Origin of the sequence: Sphingomonas sp. HMP9, from assembly GCF_013374115.1 — a bacterium.
In the GTDB taxonomy this organism is placed as follows: Bacteria; Pseudomonadota; Alphaproteobacteria; order Sphingomonadales; family Sphingomonadaceae; genus Sphingomonas.
The window spans coordinates 728,576-745,691 of record NZ_AP022673.1 but is presented as its reverse complement, the minus strand read 5'-3'; the positions used below and the strand labels follow the sequence as shown (position 1 = coordinate 745,691).

Annotated in this window: 10 protein-coding genes; 7 read left to right on the top strand and 3 right to left on the bottom strand. The window is 65.4% G+C overall.

Annotated elements, in window-relative coordinates; all coding sequences use genetic code 11:
- The first annotated feature begins 2 nt into the window (after window positions 1-2).
- Together HMP09_RS03265 and HMP09_RS03260 are read left to right on the top strand one after the other, a co-directional pair.
- Entirely contained in the window at window positions 3-3,206 is a 3,204-nt protein-coding gene (locus tag HMP09_RS03265; protein ID WP_176499167.1) for an efflux RND transporter permease subunit, read from the top strand.
- A 102-nt stretch (window positions 3,207-3,308) separates the two neighbouring features.
- Window positions 3,309-3,998: a DUF2490 domain-containing protein gene (locus HMP09_RS03260; RefSeq protein ID WP_176499166.1), complete on the top strand. Its 690-nt coding sequence runs from the start codon at window positions 3,309-3,311 to the stop codon at window positions 3,996-3,998.
- A gap of 59 nt (window positions 3,999-4,057) precedes the next feature.
- On the opposite strand, the gene HMP09_RS03255 is transcribed toward HMP09_RS03260, so the two are convergent.
- Together HMP09_RS03255 and HMP09_RS03250 are read right to left on the bottom strand one after the other, a co-directional pair.
- On the bottom strand, window positions 4,058-5,308 hold the full coding sequence (locus HMP09_RS03255; protein ID WP_176499165.1) for an NAD(P)/FAD-dependent oxidoreductase: 1,251 nt from the start codon (window positions 5,306-5,308) through the stop codon (window positions 4,058-4,060).
- Window positions 5,309-5,553: 245 nt separating this feature from the next.
- Window positions 5,554-7,053 carry an MFS transporter gene (locus tag HMP09_RS03250; RefSeq protein WP_232090618.1) on the bottom strand — a complete coding sequence of 500 codons (1,500 nt, stop codon included), beginning with the start codon at window positions 7,051-7,053 and terminating at the stop codon, window positions 5,554-5,556.
- A gap of 133 nt (window positions 7,054-7,186) precedes the next feature.
- Between HMP09_RS03250 and HMP09_RS03245 the strand changes: the two genes are divergently transcribed.
- Window positions 7,187-7,867, top strand: a complete 681-nt coding sequence (locus tag HMP09_RS03245) for a DUF6445 family protein (protein ID WP_176499163.1) — start codon at window positions 7,187-7,189, stop codon at window positions 7,865-7,867.
- Between the two features lie 41 nt (window positions 7,868-7,908).
- Here HMP09_RS03245 and HMP09_RS03240 read toward each other — a convergent pair whose 3' ends face one another.
- The gene (locus HMP09_RS03240; RefSeq protein ID WP_176499162.1) at window positions 7,909-8,934 is read right to left on the bottom strand and encodes a LacI family DNA-binding transcriptional regulator; all 1,026 of its coding nucleotides are present in this window, start codon (window positions 8,932-8,934) and stop codon (window positions 7,909-7,911) included.
- 196 nt (window positions 8,935-9,130) lie between these two features.
- Here HMP09_RS03240 and HMP09_RS03235 point away from each other — a divergent pair, with 196 nt between their 5' ends.
- The 4 genes from HMP09_RS03235 to HMP09_RS03220 all read left to right on the top strand — a co-directional run bounded on the left by HMP09_RS03235 (window position 9,131) and on the right by HMP09_RS03220 (window position 17,081).
- The gene (locus HMP09_RS03235) at window positions 9,131-12,082 is read left to right on the top strand and encodes a TonB-dependent receptor (protein ID WP_176499161.1); all 2,952 of its coding nucleotides are present in this window, start codon (window positions 9,131-9,133) and stop codon (window positions 12,080-12,082) included.
- Between the two features lie 72 nt (window positions 12,083-12,154).
- The gene (locus tag HMP09_RS03230) at window positions 12,155-13,669 is read left to right on the top strand and encodes a tryptophan halogenase family protein (RefSeq protein ID WP_176499160.1); all 1,515 of its coding nucleotides are present in this window, start codon (window positions 12,155-12,157) and stop codon (window positions 13,667-13,669) included.
- Entirely contained in the window at window positions 13,666-15,468 is a 1,803-nt protein-coding gene (locus tag HMP09_RS03225; protein WP_176499159.1) for an alpha-amylase family glycosyl hydrolase, read from the top strand. Before HMP09_RS03230 ends, HMP09_RS03225 begins: the two co-directional genes overlap by 4 nt.
- A complete protein-coding gene (locus tag HMP09_RS03220) occupies window positions 15,468-17,081 on the top strand; it encodes an alpha-amylase family glycosyl hydrolase (RefSeq protein WP_176499158.1) in 1,614 nt (537 codons plus the stop codon). Before HMP09_RS03225 ends, HMP09_RS03220 begins: the two co-directional genes overlap by 1 nt.
- Window positions 17,082-17,116: the final 35 nt, after the last annotated feature.

The following is a 17,116-nucleotide window of genomic DNA, read 5'->3' as shown; positions in this document are numbered from 1 at the left end:
CCATGCTGTCACGCATTGTAACGGTCGCCGTCGAGAAGCGCTGGCTCGTCCTGTTGCTGACGTTCGCCGCCGCGCTCGCCGGCGTGTTCGCGATCCAGCGGCTGCCGATCGACGCCGTGCCTGACATCACCAACAACCAGGTACAGATCAACGTCCGCGCGCCCGCGCTCTCGCCCGACCAGATCGAGAAACAGGTCGCCTTCACCGTCGAGACCGCGCTCGCCGGCATCCCCGGCCTCGACTACACGCGGTCGCTCAGCCGCAACGGCTTCGCGCAGGTTACCGCGGTGTTCGACGAGAAGACCGATATCTACTTCGCACGGTCACAGGTGGCGGAGCGGCTGCGGACCGCCGAGCAGGACCTGCCGGACGACGTGGTGCCCGAGATGGGACCGATCGCGACCGGGCTCGGCGACATCTTCATGTGGACGGTCGAATACCGCGAACTCGACCAGGTCCGCCACCGCAACGGCGAGCCCGGCCTGCAGAAAGACGGCAGCTACATCACGCCGGAGGGCGACCATCTCGTCAGCGAACCCGACAAGGCGACGTATCTGCGCACGGTTCAGGACTGGATCGTCACGCCGCAGCTGAAAAGCACGGCCGGTCTTGCCGGTGTCGACAGCCTCGGCGGCTATACCAAGCAATATCTTGTCGTCCCCGATATCCAGCGGATGGCGGCGATGAAGATCACGCTGCAGGATCTCGCCACCGCGCTCGAACGCAACAATACCAGCGCCGGTGCGGGGATCGTCGATCGTAACGGCGAAGGCCTCGCGGTCCGCGCCGACGGCCGGATCCGCAACGCCGACGAACTCTCGCGCACCGTGATCGCGACGCGCGAAAGCGTGCCGATCCTGCTCAGCCAGATCGCCACCGTCCGCACCGGCCAGGCATTGCGGATGGGCTCGGCGTCGGAGAACGGCCATGAGGTCGTCGTCGGCACCGCGGTGATGCGGATCGGCGAGAACAGCCGTACCGTCTCGACCGGCGTCGGCACGCGATTGGCGGAGATCGGCCGCGCCCTTCCCGTCGACATAGTCGTGAAGCCGGTGCTCAACCGCACCGAACTTGTCGACTCGACCATCTCGACCGTCGCCCGCAACCTCGCCGAAGGAGCAATACTGGTCATCGTCGTGCTGTTCGCGCTGCTCGGCAACTTCCGCGCCGCGCTGATCGCCGCATTAGTGATCCCGGTCACGATGTTGCTGACGAGTATCGGCATGCTGAAGGCCGGCGTGTCCGCCAACCTCATGAGTCTCGGCGCGCTCGACTTCGGGCTGATCGTCGACGGCGCCGTCATCATCGTCGAGAACGCGCTCCGCCGCCTGGGTGACGCGCAGCATGGCCACGGCGAGCCATTGCCCTTGCGCCAACGGCTCGACCTGATCGCGGCGTCAACGCGCGAAATGATCCGTCCCTCCGTCTACGGCCAGGCGATCATCATCCTCGTCTACGCGCCGCTTCTCACCTTCACGGGTGTCGAGGGCAAGATGTTCGAACCGATGGCACTAACCGTGATCATCGCGCTCGTTTTCGCCTTCGTCCTGTCGATGACGTTCGTGCCCGCGGCGATCGCGATCACGCTCAGCCGGCGCGTCGACGAGAAGGAGAGCCGGATCATCGGTTGGCTCCGCCATCGCTACGAACCTGGGCTCGGCAAGGCGATGCGCCGCCCGGGCATCACGCTGGGCATCGCGGTCGGCGCGCTCGCACTCGCCGGAATTGCCTTCACGACGCTCGGCCAGGAATTCCTGCCGCAACTCGACGAGGGCAACATCCTCGTCCAGGCGGTCCGCATTCCGGGCACCTCGGTCGACCAAAGCCAGGCGATGCAGTTCCAGATCGAGAAATTGCTCGCTCGCCAACCCGAGGTCCGCTTCGCCTTCTCGCGCACCGGCACGTCCGAGATCGCCAGCGATCCGATGCCGCCGAACGCCTCCGACACCTTCGTCATTCTGAAGCCGAAGGCCGAATGGCCCGACCCGGGCCTGACGAAGAAAGCGCTGGTCGCGCGGATAGAAACACGGCTTTCGACGCTGCCCGGCAACGGGTATGAAATCACCCAGCCGATCCAGATGCGCTTCAACGAACTGATCGCCGGCGTGCGCGGCGACATCGCGGTCAAGGTCTTCGGTGACGATTTCGGCGGCATGAACGCCGCCGCCGACCGCATCGCCGACGTCCTGCGCAGGACACGCGGCGCCGTCGATGTGCGCGTCGAACAGACAGCGGGGCTGCCGATGCTCGACATCCGCCCGAACCGCATGGCGATGTCGCGGATCGGCGTCACGGCGGGCGACGTGCAGGACACCGTGGCGGCAGCGATCGGGGGCCGCGCGGCCGGCATGATCTTCGAAGGCGACCGGCGTTTCCCCGTCGTGATCCGCCTGTCGGAGGAGTCCCGCTCGGACCTGACCCAGGTGGCGCAGATCCCCGTGCCGACGTCGGCAGGCGGGTTCGTACCGTTGTCGACCGTCGCCGACATCGCGGTCGTCGACGGCTCCAACCAGATCAGCCGCGAGAACGGCAAGCGACGCGTCGTCGTCCAAGCCAATGTCCGCGACCGCGACGTCGCGGGCGTGGTCGCCGACGCGCGCGCGGCGATCGACGCGCACGTGGCGATGCCGCCCGGCACCTATGGCGAATGGGGCGGGCAGTTCGAAAACCTCGCCTCCGCGCGCGATCGGCTGCTGCTCGTCATACCCGTCTGCTTCGCGGTCATCATGGTGCTGCTGTACGGCGCGCTCGGCTCGGTCCGCGATGCGGCGATCGTGTTCACCGGCGTACCGCTCGCGCTGGTCGGCGGCGTGCTGGCGCTCGTGGCGCGAGGCATGCCGTTTTCCGTCTCGGCCGCGGTCGGCTTCATCGCCTTGTCGGGGATTGCGGTCCTCAACGGGCTGGTGATGGTGTCGTCGATCCACGACCTGATGGCGCAAGGCGTCGCGCGCGGCGAAGCGGCCCATGATGGTGCCCTCGCCCGCTTGCGGCCGGTTGCGATGACCGCACTGGTCGCCAGCCTGGGCTTCGTACCGATGGCACTCGGCCACGGCGCCGGTGCCGAAGTCCAGAAGCCGCTCGCGACCGTGGTGATCGGCGGCCTGGTATCCGCGACGCTGCTGACGTTGTTCGTACTGCCGACGCTCTACGCCCGTTTCGGCGGGTGGACGGCGTCGGAGGCAAAAGAGGTGTCCGACGTCGCTTGAATATAGGGTTCGCCGATCGGTTCATACGAAGCCTGCCGTCTGTCGCTAAAGTAGTACGGTCTCCATTGCCTGCATCAGCCAAGCTGTGCCAAATCACGCGCGATGAATCGTTCATTGTCGGTCACGGTCTTCCCGTTGCTTCTCGCCGCGACTCCGGCGTTGGCGCAACAGCAGGATGCGCAGGCTTGGGAACAGCTCAACGTGGTCGTTCCCGTCGCGCCGCAATGGCGCGTGACGCTGGAGGAAATCGCGCGGATCAGCGATCGCCAGCGCGGCATCTATACCACGGAGTTCGGCGCGCTCGTCGGCTGGCAGGTGGCCGAGGGTGTCGAACTCGGGTTCGGATACCGCCATGTCGGATTTCATAGCCGCAACCTCGCCCCCGACGAGGAACGACTCCGCCAACAGATCGTGGTCGCCCGTGGACGCTTCGCTGGACGCCTGAGGCTCGACGAACGTTTCAATCCAGACGGGAGCGAGATCGGCTTCCGGGTCCGGCCGCTGCTGCGCTACAATCATCCGCTCGGATCCGAGCGAATGGTGATGTTCGCCAGCCACGAGAGCTTTTTCCTGCCGAACAGCACGGCGTGGGGCCAGCGTGCCGGGTACGAGCGGATGCGCAACATTGTCGGGCTGGCTTTCCCTCTGGCGAAGGCGGTGACGGCCGATATCGGCTACCTCAACCAATATCGTTTCGCGCGAGGCGGCGCTCGGGCGCAAATGGACAATGCGCTGAACGTCCAGGTGACCCTGAACCTGGGGACACTTGGCGTGGCAGGCCTCCACGACTGAGCCCCCCCCTCCCCGCGCTGGCAAGAGGACCCCAAGGCAATCGCGTGGACGAGCGCGATTCAAGCTTCGGAGCGGGCACTCGCCAACGATTTCAGTTCGATCGTCGTATCAGCCATTAACGCCGGATCGACCTGGAACGCCCCGACGACCAGCGCACGGCCCTGAACATAATCGCGGACGCGGTTGACGCAGTCGAGTGCGATCACGCGGCCCGCCCTCAGATAAATCAGCGAAAAGCTGCGCTCGGCCGGATCGCCGCGCAGAATTGCCTCATCATAGCCCGTCGTTAAACCGACCGTTTGGAGCTTGAGGTCGTACTGGTTCGACCAGAACCACGGCACCGCGTGATAAGGTTCGGGCGTACCGGTCAGCATTTTCGCCACGGTCGTTGCCTGGTCGTTTGCGTTCTGCACCGATTCCAGCCGGATCGTCGCGCCGTCCGCGAACGCGTTTGCATGCGCCGCGCAGTCACCGATCGCGAAGACGTCGGGCAGCGTCGTGCGGCAATGGTCGTCGACCGTCACGCCGTTGTCGTCCTCGGCCCCGGCGGCGAGCAGTGGCCCGACCGCGGGCACAATACCGATCCCGACGATCACCATCTCGCAAGGCAGTATCTCGCCACCCGCCAGACGAACGCCGGATGCCGCGCCATCGACCTCCTCGATGCACGAAACCGCGACGCCGGTCCTCAGATCGACACCGCGCGCGCGATGTTCCGCTTCATAGAACCGCGACAGCGGCTCGCCTGCGACCCGCGCCAGAACGCGGTCCTGCGCCTCGATCACGGTGACATGCTTGCCGAGCTTGGTCAGGACAGCCGCGGCCTCGAGACCGATATAGCCGCCACCGATCACGACGACGCGCTCGACCATCGGCAGTTCGTCCAGCATCCGGTCGACATCGTCGCGCGTGCGCACGCCGTGGACCCCGGTCAGGTCATGGCCCGCACAGGTCAGCCGCCGCGGCGATCCCCCGGTTGCCCAGATCAGTGTGCCGTATACGACGATCCCACCATCGGCGGTCGTCACCCGATGGGCCTCGACATCGACGGCAACCACGGTCCGTCCGGGCAATAGTGTAATCGCGCGGTCGGTCCAGAATGCCGCAGGACGCAGCAGGATACGCTCGAACGGCTTGTCGCCCGACAGATACTCCTTCGACAAGGGCGGACGCTCATAGGGAAGCGACGGCTCGTTGCCGAGCAGCGCGATCGTGCCGCTGAAATTACGCTGACGCAGAGCGATGGCGGCCTGTGCGCCCGCATGACCTGAGCCGACGATCAGGATGTCGTACTGCACGATCTCAGACATTGCTCATCCCTCATCTCTTGTCCGCGCGTATCGCCTGTTGCCAGCCGAGGTCTGCACTCATCGACAGGTCGCCGACCCACCGCGCGGCGTGATCGCTCGCCGCGGCGCCGTGCGCAAGCCCGACCTTCAGGTCGTGACAGACAGGCGAAAGACGACACAGGACCGCGCGTTAGAAACCGACGCCCTGAGTGCGATCACGTGGACCATTCGGCGCGCGCACCATCGCCGCCCCATTCCCGATCGGATCAGGAAACGTCCTCTTCGATTTCGGGGACGCGCAGCATCGCCAGCGCGGCAAGCGCCATGACGATTGCCGCGAACGCCATCGTCCAGATCGGCTCGGTCGGGAAGAACGCCTTGAGCACCGACCCCATCAGCGTGGCGACCAGTAGCTGCGGGAGGACGATGAAGATGTTGAACAACCCCATGTAGATGCCGAGCTTGGCTTGCGGCAGGCTGGAGGCGAGGATCGCGTACGGCATGGCCAGGATCGACGCCCAGGCGATGCCAACGCCGATTTCGCTGACGATCAACATGGTGGGATCGCGCACCACGAGGAAGCTCGCAAACCCCGCGGCACCGCAGAGTAGACATGCGATATGCGTCTTCACCCGCCCGATCCGCTTCGCCAGCCTGGGCAGGATCAGCAACGCGACCAGCGCCGCGACCGCATTGTAGACTGCGAACAACACGCCGACCCAATCGCTGCCGGCGTTGTAGGCGGCGCTCGTCGCGTCGCTCGACCCGTACATATATTGCGCGACGACCGGCGTGCTGAAGATCCACATGATGAACAGTGCGGACCAGCTGAAGAACTGGACGAGCGCCAGCTGCTTCATCACATCGGGCATGTCGCCGAAATCGCCGACGATCTGGCTCAACGCGTTGTCGGTGTTGCCGGCCCGGGCGAGCACGATAGCAACGAGGCTGGCGACGCCGAACGCGACGAGCAACCCTCCGAGCAGATACACTTCCTTCTGCAACGCGAGCTCGGGAACCGCGACGATTACCGCGATCCCGGCGACGATCCAGGCTATGCTGGATCCAAAACCGCGACTGGCGAGCGCGCGGGCCGGTGCGGGCAGCGCCCCGTGCCCGTCACGCTCGGCGAACGAAACCATTTGTTCCGGGCTGTATTCGCGCGTGCTGCCGACCGTCCAAAGCACCGCCAGCAGCAACGCCCCACCGCCGAACCAGAAGCTGTAGCGTACCGTATCCGGCACGCCCGCCAGCGCGTCGCCGGACACGCCGAGATGCGCGAGCACGAACGGGAAGATCGAGCCGACCACCGCGCCCGCGCCGATAAAGGCGGTCTGGAGCGCATAGCCGGCAGTGTGCTGATCCTTGCGCAGCATGTCGCCGACGAAGGCACGAAACGGCTCCATCGAGACGTTGATCGAGGCGTCGAGCACCCACAGCGTCAATGCCGCGAACCAAAGCACCTTCGCCTCGGGCATCACGAACAGCGCGAGCGCGGCCAGCACCGCGCCCGCGAAGAAATAGGGGCGACGGCGACCGAAGCGCGTCCAGGTGCTATCGCTGTAATGGCCGATGATGGGCTGGACGAGCAGTCCGGTCAGCGGCGCCGCTATCCACAGATAGGAGAGATCGTCGAGCGACCCGCCGAGCGTCTGGAAGATCCGACTCATATTGGCGTTCTGCAACGCGAAGCCGATCTGGATACCGAAAAAGCCGAAGCTGATGTTCCAAAGGCCGCCAAAGCCCTGGACTGGTTTGTCAGTCAAAATTCGGCTCCCCTGGCCGTCGCTTGTCCGCACGACGATCCTGCGCCTTCGGCTTGACGCCAAGCGGAGGGCAAAACAACCATGCATACGAATACCTTGCTCCATGCCACAGCCGCGCTGCATGAGGGGCGGCATGACCGACACGCCGACAGTTACGCTCCATCTGCAAGGAGAGGAGCAGCGCCCGTTACTGACGATCGACGATTTCTGGCCTGATCCGGACGCGCTGCGCGAGGATGCAGCGAGCCTGCGGATGACCGCGATCGGTCCGCACTATCCCGGTGTCCGTGCCGAGGTACCGCCGCGCCTGGCAGAGACGATGCGCCGCCGGATCGCGCCGTTGCTGGCGCAGCATTTCGGTATCGATCCGGCACCCGCAGTATTGGAAGCCTATTATTCACTGGTCACCACGGCCCCCGGCGATCTCGCGCCGATCCAGCGATTGCCGCATTTCGATGGCGTCGAACCGCGGCGGATCGCGGTGTTGCTGTTCCTGGGTCACGGCGAACAAGGAGGCACCGCCTTCTACCGGCAGCGTGCGACCGGGTTCGAAAGCGTCGACGGCGCGCGGCTCGGCCGGGCCAAGGCGGAACTGGAAGCAGGCGTGCAAACGCACGGCATGCCCGAAGCATCCTACATCGCCGGCGATACGGCATTGTACGAACGCATCGCGGTCCAGCCGGCGCGGTTCAACCGTGCGCTCGTCTATGCCGGCAACACGCTGCACTGCGCCTATCTGCCGCCGGACGTGACGCTGAGCCCCGACCCAATGGCCGGACGGCTGACGCTCAATCTGTTCTTGTTCGACGATTGAATGGGCAGAACGGGATAGGTGGAACGCACACGAGCTGCTGGCTACGCCCCGCTGCTCGCGCGAATTACCAATCGTGTCGGCAAGGGCGGATCCTCCGCCACCTCGCCGCGTAAATTGGCCAGCAGGGTCCGCACCAACGCCTCCCCTGCCCGGCGCGCATCCTGCGTTACGGTCGTGAGCGGTGGGTTGGTGAGTTGCGCAGAGGCGATGTCGTCGAAACCGACGATCGCGACGTCGTCGGGGATCGATCGCCCGGCGGCCGCCAGCGCGCGCATCGCGCCGATCGCGATGGCGTCGCTTGCCGCGAAGATCGCGTCATACGTCGCACCACGCCGCGTCAGTTCCGCGATCGCGTCCTGTCCGGCATCTTCGGTGGTGATCGCATCGACCTGCAGCGCGTCGTCCACCGCCATTCCCGCGGCTGCCAACGCGTCCCGGTAGCCGAGATAGCGGTCTTCCAGTTCGGGATATCGCCCATCGGCCGCCCCCAGGAACGCGATCCGGCGCCGCCCGCGCGCGATCAGGTGCGCCGTCGCCGCCTCGCCGCCGCCGCGGTTGTCCGAGCCGACCGTGATGCCCGCCGGCCCGGTGCCGACCGCGCCCCATCGCACCACCTTGGTCCCCTGTTCGGTGAGGTGATCCAGCCGGGCGCGATAGGCTTCATAGTCGCCATAGCCCAGCAGGATGATCCCGTCGGCCTTGCGGCTGTCCTGGTAGTCGACGTGCCAGTCGCCCGACAATTGCTGGAACGAGATCAGCAAGTCGTAGCCCTCGCGGGCGCAGGCATGCGTGATCGATCCCAGCATCGACAGGAAAAACGGGTTGATCGTCGATTCGTCTTCGGCCGGCTCCTCGAAGAACAGCAGCGCCAGCGTGTTCGACGACTGGCTGCGCAAGGACGATGCATGCTTGTCGACGGCATAGTGCAAACTTTGCGCGATCGCCTCGATCCGCTGGCGGGTCTGTGCATTGACCGACTTCGATCCGCGCAGCGCACGCGACACGGTCGGCTGCGACACGCCCGCGAGTTGCGCGATGTCGAACGATGTCGGTCGGCGGCCCGTCATTGGCGCCTGGGCGGGCAAGAGTGGTGCAAAAGAGACAGGGTCTGCATGAACCAGTGAATACGTATGCCCGTCTCTTTTGCAACGCCCCCACCCGAAATATAGCCGGCTTGCGACAATCGACGCGAAAGCACGACGTCGAGGCTACCGACACAAGTCATTGAGGATGCGCGGGATCACTCCCGCCAAAGGGGTATTCATGAGCAATTTTGCACCGTGCCGCGCGCGCGCCACGACCGGCGTTTCCGCGCACAGCCGCCTCGCGCTCCGGGTCAGCGCCACCGCGCTCGCCGCCGCGCTGATCCTGCCTGGCCAGGCCGTGTTCGCGCAGGCGACGCCCGGCACGCCAAACGCGAATTCGACCGCACCCGCGCAGGTCGATGCGGTACCGACCGTCGCCGCACCGACGCCGCAGCCCGCCGATGCCGCGCCGCCTGCTCCGCAGGACGATGCGGCCGGCGGTGACGAGATCGTCGTCACCGGCATCCGCGCCGGCCTGGAATCCTCCGCCAAGATCAAGCGCCAGTCGGTCCTGATCGTCGACTCGATCTCGGCCGAAGACGTCGGCAAGCTGCCCGACGTGTCGATCGCGGACTCGCTCGCTCGACTGCCCGGCGTGACCGCACAGCGTCTCGAAGGCCGCGACCAGCGCCTGTCGATCCGCGGCCTTGGTCCCGATTTCTCGACCACGCTGCTCAACGGCCGCGAACAGGTCACGACCGGCGACAATCGGGGCGTCGAGTTCGACCAATATCCGTCGGAATTCTTCAAGACCGTCAACGTCTACAAGTCGGCCGACGCCTCGCTGATCGCCGCGGGTGTCGCCGGCACGGTCGACCTGCGCATGCTGCGTCCGCTCGACCAGGCGCACCGGATCATTGCGGTCAGCGCACGCGCGCAGATGAACGGCATCGACAAGCTCAATCCCGATGGCACGCGCTACGGCTATCGTGCGTCGGCGACCTATGTCGACAAGTTCGCCAACGACACGCTGGGCATCGCGATCGGCGTGTCGGCGACGCAGACGCCGTCGCAAGACGAGCGGTACAACGCATGGGGCTATAGCGGCACCGGCACTGCGGCCGATCCGTTCCTGCTCAACGGCGCCAAGCCGTACGTCCAGTCGAACGAACTCAAGCGCTATGGCGGCGTCGCAACGATCGAGTGGCAGCCGTCCGACAGCTTCCACTCGACCTTCGACGCGCTGTATTCGCACTTCGAGGAAACGCAGATCCTGCGCGGCATTGAATTCCCGCTGGCGGGTCAGTTGACGACGCCGACCTCGCCCGGCGGCACGACCGTTTCCGGAGTGACGGTCAGCAACGGCTTTGCCACCGGCGCGACGTTCAGCAATGTCTTTGCGGTCCAGCGCAACGATTATAACCAGCGCAAGGCGGACAATTTCTCGCTCGGCTGGAACAACGATCTCAAGCTGACCGAGAGCATCCACCTCAACGTCGATGCAAGCTGGAGCCGTGCGAAGCGCACCGACTTCCTGCTCGAGACCAATACCGGCACCGGTTTCGCCAAGAGCGGCGTGGCAGATACCGTCTCCGTCAAGCAGAACGGCAACGGCACCTACACCTTCTCGCCGACGCTCGATTACACCAACACCAACATCTTCAAGCTGACCGATCCGCAAGGGTGGGGCAACAACGGCACACAGCAGGTCGTCCAGTCGGGCTTCCTCAACCGGCCGAGCTTCAAGGACGATCTGAAGTCGCTGCGCGCCAGCCTCAACGGCGAATTCTCGGATAGCGTGGTCAAGGGCTGGGAAGCCGGCGGCAACTATAGCCAGCGCAAGAAGACCAGCGCGTACACCTCCTATTTCCTGTGCCCGACGGGCGGCGGCACCAACTGCACCGTGGCGAGCAATTCGCCGCTGAGCGGCAACGTGCCAAACGACGCACTGCTCGGCAAGAACGTGGCACTCGATTACCTTGGCATCCCGCAGATGCTGACGCTCGATCCGCTGTACCTCTATAACAACGCGCTTAACGCGGCGTTCAATGGGCGGCCGTCCGCGCTGGTCCGTGACAATGTCGTGCTCGAGAAGATCTGGACCGGCTATGCCAAGGTCACGATCGACGGCCTGGTCGGCGACAAGCCGCTCAAGGGCTCGATCGGTGCGCAGGTCGTGCATTCGGACCAGAGCTCGACTGGGCAGATCGCCAGCGTCGTCGGTGGCGCGGTGACGATCGCACCAGTAACGCAGTCGGTGAAGTACACCAACTTCCTGCCGTCGGCGACGATGTCGGTCGAACTGATCCCGTTGGGCTTCGTCAAGGTTGGCGCCTCGCAGACCATGGTGCGCCCGCGCCTGGACCAGGAGCGCGTCACGCAGGACGTTGCGATCAATCTGACCAATATCGGCCAGACGCCGGCCGGGCTGTTCCCGGTGTTCACGTCGACCGGCGGCAACGTCAATCTGAAGCCGTATCAGTCGACCAACATCGATCTGTCGTTCGAGAAGTATTTCAACGGTGGCGGCTATGTCGCGCTGTCGGGCTATTTCAAGCACCTCACCGACTTCGTCGATCCGAACAACGCGTTGGCCTATGACTTCTCGGCACTGTTGCCCGCACTGACCGCGGCGCAGCAGGCGCAGGTGATCGCGGCCGGCCAGACCATCGGCAACGTCTCGTCGCCCGCCAATACCGGACGCGGCGAAGTGCTCGGCGTCGAGGGCACGGTGTCGCTGCCGTTCAAGGCGATCACGTCCGCGCTCGACGGGTTCGGTATCTTCGCAAGCGGCAACTATACGCAGTCGACGATCAAGTACGGCAGCAACCCGACCCAAGCGATCACGCTGCCCGGGCTGTCCAAATACACCGCCAGCGGCACCATCTATTTCGAGAAATGGGGCTTCCAGGCGCGCGCGAACTATCGCTACCGTTCGAGCTTCCTTGCCGAAGTGGCGGGTCTGTCAGCCAACCCGACCTACCGCACCGCGCGGTCCGAGGCCATTTTGGATGCGCAGATCGGCTATGAGTTCCAGTCGGGGCCGCTCGCGAACTTCGCGATCCTGGCGCAGGCGAAGAACCTGACCGACCGGCCGTTCGTGACGTATCAGAACGACGATCCGCGCCAGGTGATCGATTACCAGCGTTATGGTCGCGACTACTATGTCGGCATCACGTACAAGTTCTGATGCCTATAGCGGGGCGGTTCACGCCGCCCCGTAGATGCTCCGCACTGGCGGCTCGAAGCGGGGACGTAGACGATGGCCAATCACCCTTTGCGTATCGTGATCGCCGGTGGCGGTACCGCCGGCTGGATGGCCGCCGCCACCTTCGCACGGTTCCTGGAGACAGGATACGAGATCGACCTGATCGAGTCCGACGCAATCGGCACGGTCGGTGTGGGCGAAGCGACGATTCCACAGATCCATTTGTTCAACGACGCGCTTGGGCTCGACGAGGACGCGTTCCTTCGCGCGACCGGCGGCACGTTCAAGCTCGGCATCGAGTTCGTCGACTGGTTCAAGCCAGGGCATCGCTACATGCATGCGTTTGGCGACGTCGGGCGCGACGTCGGGCTGTTGCCGTTCCACCAATATTGGCTGCGCGCGCGGTCGCTCGGGCTGGCCGGCGATCTCGGCGCCTATTCGCTCAACACGCACGCCGCGCTTGGCGAGCGGATGCAGCGTGGTCCTGCCCGAACGTCGCACGCGCTGCCGTCGATGCCGTACGCCTATCATTTCGATGCCGGCCTCTATGCGCGCTATCTGCGACGCTATTCCGAGACGCGCGGCGTCAACCGGATCGAGGGGAAGATCGTCCGCGTCACGCGCGACGGCGAGAGCGGCGATGTCTCCGGCTTGGTGCTTAAGGACGGCACGACTGTCGCTGCCGATCTTTATGTCGACTGCACCGGCTTTCGCGGGCTGCTGATTGAGGAGGCGCTCGGCACCGGGTATGAAGACTGGACGCATTGGCTGCCGTGCGATCGCGCGATCGCGGTGCCGTCGGCGCGCAGCGATGCGTTCACGCCCTACACGCGCTCGACTGCAAACGCTGCGGGCTGGCAGTGGCGCATCCCATTGCAGCACCGCACCGGCAACGGCGTCGTCTTCTCCATCGCGCATATGAGTGAGGACGAAGCGACCGCGACGTTGCTGGCCGGGCTCGACACGCCGGCGATGGCCGACCCGCGGACGATCGAATTCCGTACCGGTCGGCGCAAGCGGATGTGGAACCGCAACGTCGTCGCGCTCGGGCTCGCCGCCGGGTTCATGGAGCCGCTTGAATCGACCAGCATCCACCTGATCCAGTCGGCGATCTCGCGGCTGCTCAAGCTGTTGCCGGGCCGCGTGATCGCCGACGCCGATCGTGCCGAGTTCAACCGCCAGAGCGATTTCGAATACGACCGGATCCGCGACTTCATCATCCTGCACTATAAGGCGACGGAGCGCGACGACACGCCGTTCTGGCGCCAGTGCCGCGACATGGCGGTCCCCGACACGCTCGCCGCGAAGATCGAATTGTGGCGCGGCAACGGACACATCGTCCGCGAGCATGAGGAGTTGTTTACCGAAGTCGGCTGGCTCCAGGTGCTGGCGGGACAAGGCATCATGCCGGCGGGCCACCACCCACTGGCGGACGCGATATCGACGAGCGATCTGGGGGAATTCATGGATACGATCGACAAGCTGAATGCGCGCGAGGCTGGCCAGATGCAGGACCATGCGGCGTTCGTCGCACAGCATTGCGCCGCATCCGCAGGGCTCGGCGCATGAGCATCGCCGCCGCCATCCTGCTTGCGTTGTCCGGCGCGACCGCCGTGCCGCCCGCCGACTACCGCGCGCGCGCGCCGAAGGACGAGGTCATCTACTTCGTCCTGCCCGACCGGTTCGAGAATGCCGACCCTTCGAACGATCGCGGCGGGATCGCCGGCGATCGGTTGAAGACGGGCTATGATCCGACCGCGAAGGGCTTCTACCACGGCGGCGATCTGAAGGGCCTGACCAAGCGGCTCGACTATATCCAGCATCTCGGCGCGACCGCGATCTGGCTCGGGCCGATCTTCAAGAACAAGGCGGTACAGGGTTCGCCGGGTCACGAGTCCGCGGGCTATCACGGCTATTGGATCACCGACTTCACGCAGGTCGATCCGCATCTTGGCACCAACGCCGACATGACCGCGTTCGTCGACGCCGCGCACGCACGCGGGATGAAGGTGTATATGGACATCATCATCAACCACACCGCCGACGTGATCCAGTACCGCGAATGCTCGGTCGGCGCGCCCTGCCCGTACCGCGACCGCGCCGCGTATCCGTACCAGCGCAAGGGCGGTGTCGGCGGCAAGGCTTTAAATGGTGGGTTTGTGGGTGACGATGTGCGGACAGCGGCGAACTTCGCCAAGCTGACCGACACGACCTATGCCTACACGCCGTACGTGCCCGCTGCCGAGCGTGCTGTGAAGGTGCCGGCCTGGCTCAACGACCCGATCTATTACCATAATCGCGGCGACACGACTTTCATGAACGAGAGCTCGACGATGGGCGATTTCTCGGGACTCGACGACGTGATGACGGAAAATCCGCGCGTCGTGAGCGGGATGATCGACATCTTCGGATCGTGGATCGACCGGTTCAAGGTCGACGGCTTCCGCATCGATACCGCGCGCCACGTGAACCCCGAATTCTGGGCACAGTTCGTGCCGGCGATGCTGACGCGGGCACAAGCGAAAGGGATCCCGAACTTCCACATCTTCGGCGAAGTCTCGGATCACGAGCTTCGCCCCGCCGTGCTTGCGCAGCACACGGTCGTCGACAAGCTGCCCGCGGTGCTCGACTTTGCGTTCCGCCAGGCGGTGGTCGAGACGGTCGCGGGTACGCGCGGCACCGATGCGTTCGAGGCGTTGTTCGACGGCGACGTGCTGTATGCGAAGGGCGTCGACACCGCGGCGATCCTGCCGACCTTCACCGGCAACCACGACGACGGCCGCTTCGCAACGTTCGTGCGGAAGGCGTTCCCGCAGGCGTCCGACGCGGAAGTGCTCAAGCGCGTGCTGCTGTCGAACGCGATGCTGCTGACGTTGCGCGGCGTGCCGACGATCTATTCGGGCGACGAGCAGGGCTTCGTCGGCGACGGCAACGACCAGGACGCGCGCGAGGACATGTTCGCATCGAGGGTCGCGATCTATAACGACAATCGGCTGCTCGGCACGACCAAGACGACCGCGACCGAGAGCTTCGGCGAGACCAATCCGCTGTTCCGCCAGATCGCCGAACTCGCGAAGATCCGCATTGCGCATCCGGCGCTCACGCGGGGCCGTACGCTCCTCCGCAGCCGCAGCGAGACGCCGGGCCTGCTCGCGGTGTCGCGCTTCGATCCGACGACGGGTGCGGAAACCCTGCTCGCGTTCAACACCTCGGCCAAGCCGCTGACGCAGGCCGTGCAGGTCGAGACCGGCTCTACGCGCTTCACCACACTTGCCGGGCAGTGCGCGCCTCGCGCTGCCGCTCCCGGCAGTGTGACACTCACCCTGCCCGCGTTCGGCTATGCCGTCTGCGCCGCGGAGACTCGTTGATGCCTGCACGATTGCTTGAAGCCGCCGCCGCCCTTCCCTGGTGGAAGGGCGCGACGATCTACCAGATCTATCCGCGCAGTTTCGCCGATGCGAATGGCGACGGGATCGGCGACCTGAACGGCATCACCGCGAATCTCGACTATGTTGCCGCGCTCGGCGTCGATGCAGTGTGGCTGTCGCCGTTCTTCGCCTCGCCGATGAAGGATTTTGGCTATGACGTGTCGGATTACCGCGACGTCGATCCGATCTTCGGCACGCTCGACGATTTCGACGCGCTGATCGCGCGCGCGCACGCGCTGGGCCTCAAGATCATCATCGACCAGGTCTATTCGCACACGTCGGAGGAGCATGACTGGTTCCGCCAGAGCCGCGCGTCGCGCAGCAGCGACAAGGCGGACTGGTATGTCTGGGCGGATGCGAAGCCCGACGGCACGCCGCCGTCGAACTGGCAGTCGGTGTTCGGCGGCCCGGCCTGGACCTGGGATGCGCGGCGCGGCCAATATTACATGCACAATTTCCTAAGGGAGCAGCCGCAGCTTAACGGGCATAACCCCGCAGTGCAGGACGCGCTGATCGCGACCGCGAAATTCTGGCTCGATCGCGGCGTCGACGGCTTCCGGCTCGATGCGATCAACTTCGCGATGCACAACCCCGCGCTGACCGACAATCCGCCCGCGCCCGCGACCAACCGCGCCCGCACCCGCTCGTTCGATTTTCAGCAGAAGCTGCACAACCAGAGCCATCCGGACATCGTCGGCTTCATCGAGCGGATCCGCGCGCTGCTCGATGAATATGGCGCAGGCTTTACCGTCGCCGAAGTCGGCGGCGACGACAGCGACCGCGAGATGAAGCTGTTCACCGGCGGCAACGGCCGGCTGAACAGCGCCTACGGCTTCGACTTGCTGTACGCCGATCGCCTGACGCCAGCGCTGATCGTCGATGCGGTCGGCAACTGGCCCAATACGCCGGGTCTGGGCTGGCCGAGCTGGGCGTTCGAGAACCACGATGCGCCACGCGCGATCTCGCGCTGGACGACGCCCGACCAGCGCGATGCGTTCGCGCGGATGAAGATGCTGCTGCTGGTCGCGCTGCGCGGCAACATCTTCCTGTACCAGGGTGAGGAACTGGGGCTCACGCAGGTCGACATCGCGTTCGCCGACCTGCTCGATCCCGAGGCGATCGCCAACTGGCCGCTGACGCTGTCGCGCGACGGCGCGCGCACGCCGATGCCGTGGATCGGCGCGGCAGCGGATCTCGGATTTGGCAGCACGCAGCCCTGGCTACCGTTCGGCGAGGACCACCGGGCCATCGCAGTCGACGTACAGGAAGCGGACGCGACGTCGCTGCTGCACTGGACCCGGACGCTGATCGCCGCGCGGAAGGCGCATCCCGCGCTGCGGACGGGCAGCCTGCGGATCGTGCACAGCGACGACGCAGTGATCGCGTTTGAACGCATCTGCGATGACGAGACTCTACTCTGCGCGTTCAATCTAGGCGAGCAGCCACGCGACTGGCCGACCGGGATCGCGACCGATGGCGACTGTCTTTTCGCCACCGAGAGCACCGACACGACCGGCCTGCCGCCGCTGTCGGGGCTGGTGTTGCGGCGGTGATCGACGGGCTCGGCCAGCACATCGTCATCCTCGGC

Excerpts from the sequence above, each read along its gene's own strand:
- HMP09_RS03230 (WP_176499160.1), top strand. The coding sequence starts at position 12,155 with ATGGCCAATCACCCTTTGCGTATCGTGATCGCCGGTGGCGGTACCGCC.
- HMP09_RS03260 (WP_176499166.1), top strand. The coding sequence starts at position 3,309 with ATGAATCGTTCATTGTCGGTCACGGTCTTCCCGTTGCTTCTCGCCGCG.
- HMP09_RS03235 (WP_176499161.1), top strand. The coding sequence starts at position 9,131 with ATGAGCAATTTTGCACCGTGCCGCGCGCGCGCCACGACCGGCGTTTCC.
- HMP09_RS03245 (WP_176499163.1), top strand. The coding sequence starts at position 7,187 with ATGACCGACACGCCGACAGTTACGCTCCATCTGCAAGGAGAGGAGCAG.
- HMP09_RS03220 (WP_176499158.1), top strand. The coding sequence starts at position 15,468 with ATGCCTGCACGATTGCTTGAAGCCGCCGCCGCCCTTCCCTGGTGGAAG.
- HMP09_RS03225 (WP_176499159.1), top strand. The coding sequence starts at position 13,666 with ATGAGCATCGCCGCCGCCATCCTGCTTGCGTTGTCCGGCGCGACCGCC.
- HMP09_RS03240 (WP_176499162.1), bottom strand. The coding sequence starts at position 8,934 with ATGACGGGCCGCCGACCGACATCGTTCGACATCGCGCAACTCGCGGGC.
- HMP09_RS03265 (WP_176499167.1), top strand. The coding sequence starts at position 3 with ATGCTGTCACGCATTGTAACGGTCGCCGTCGAGAAGCGCTGGCTCGTC.
- HMP09_RS03255 (WP_176499165.1), bottom strand. The coding sequence starts at position 5,308 with ATGTCTGAGATCGTGCAGTACGACATCCTGATCGTCGGCTCAGGTCAT.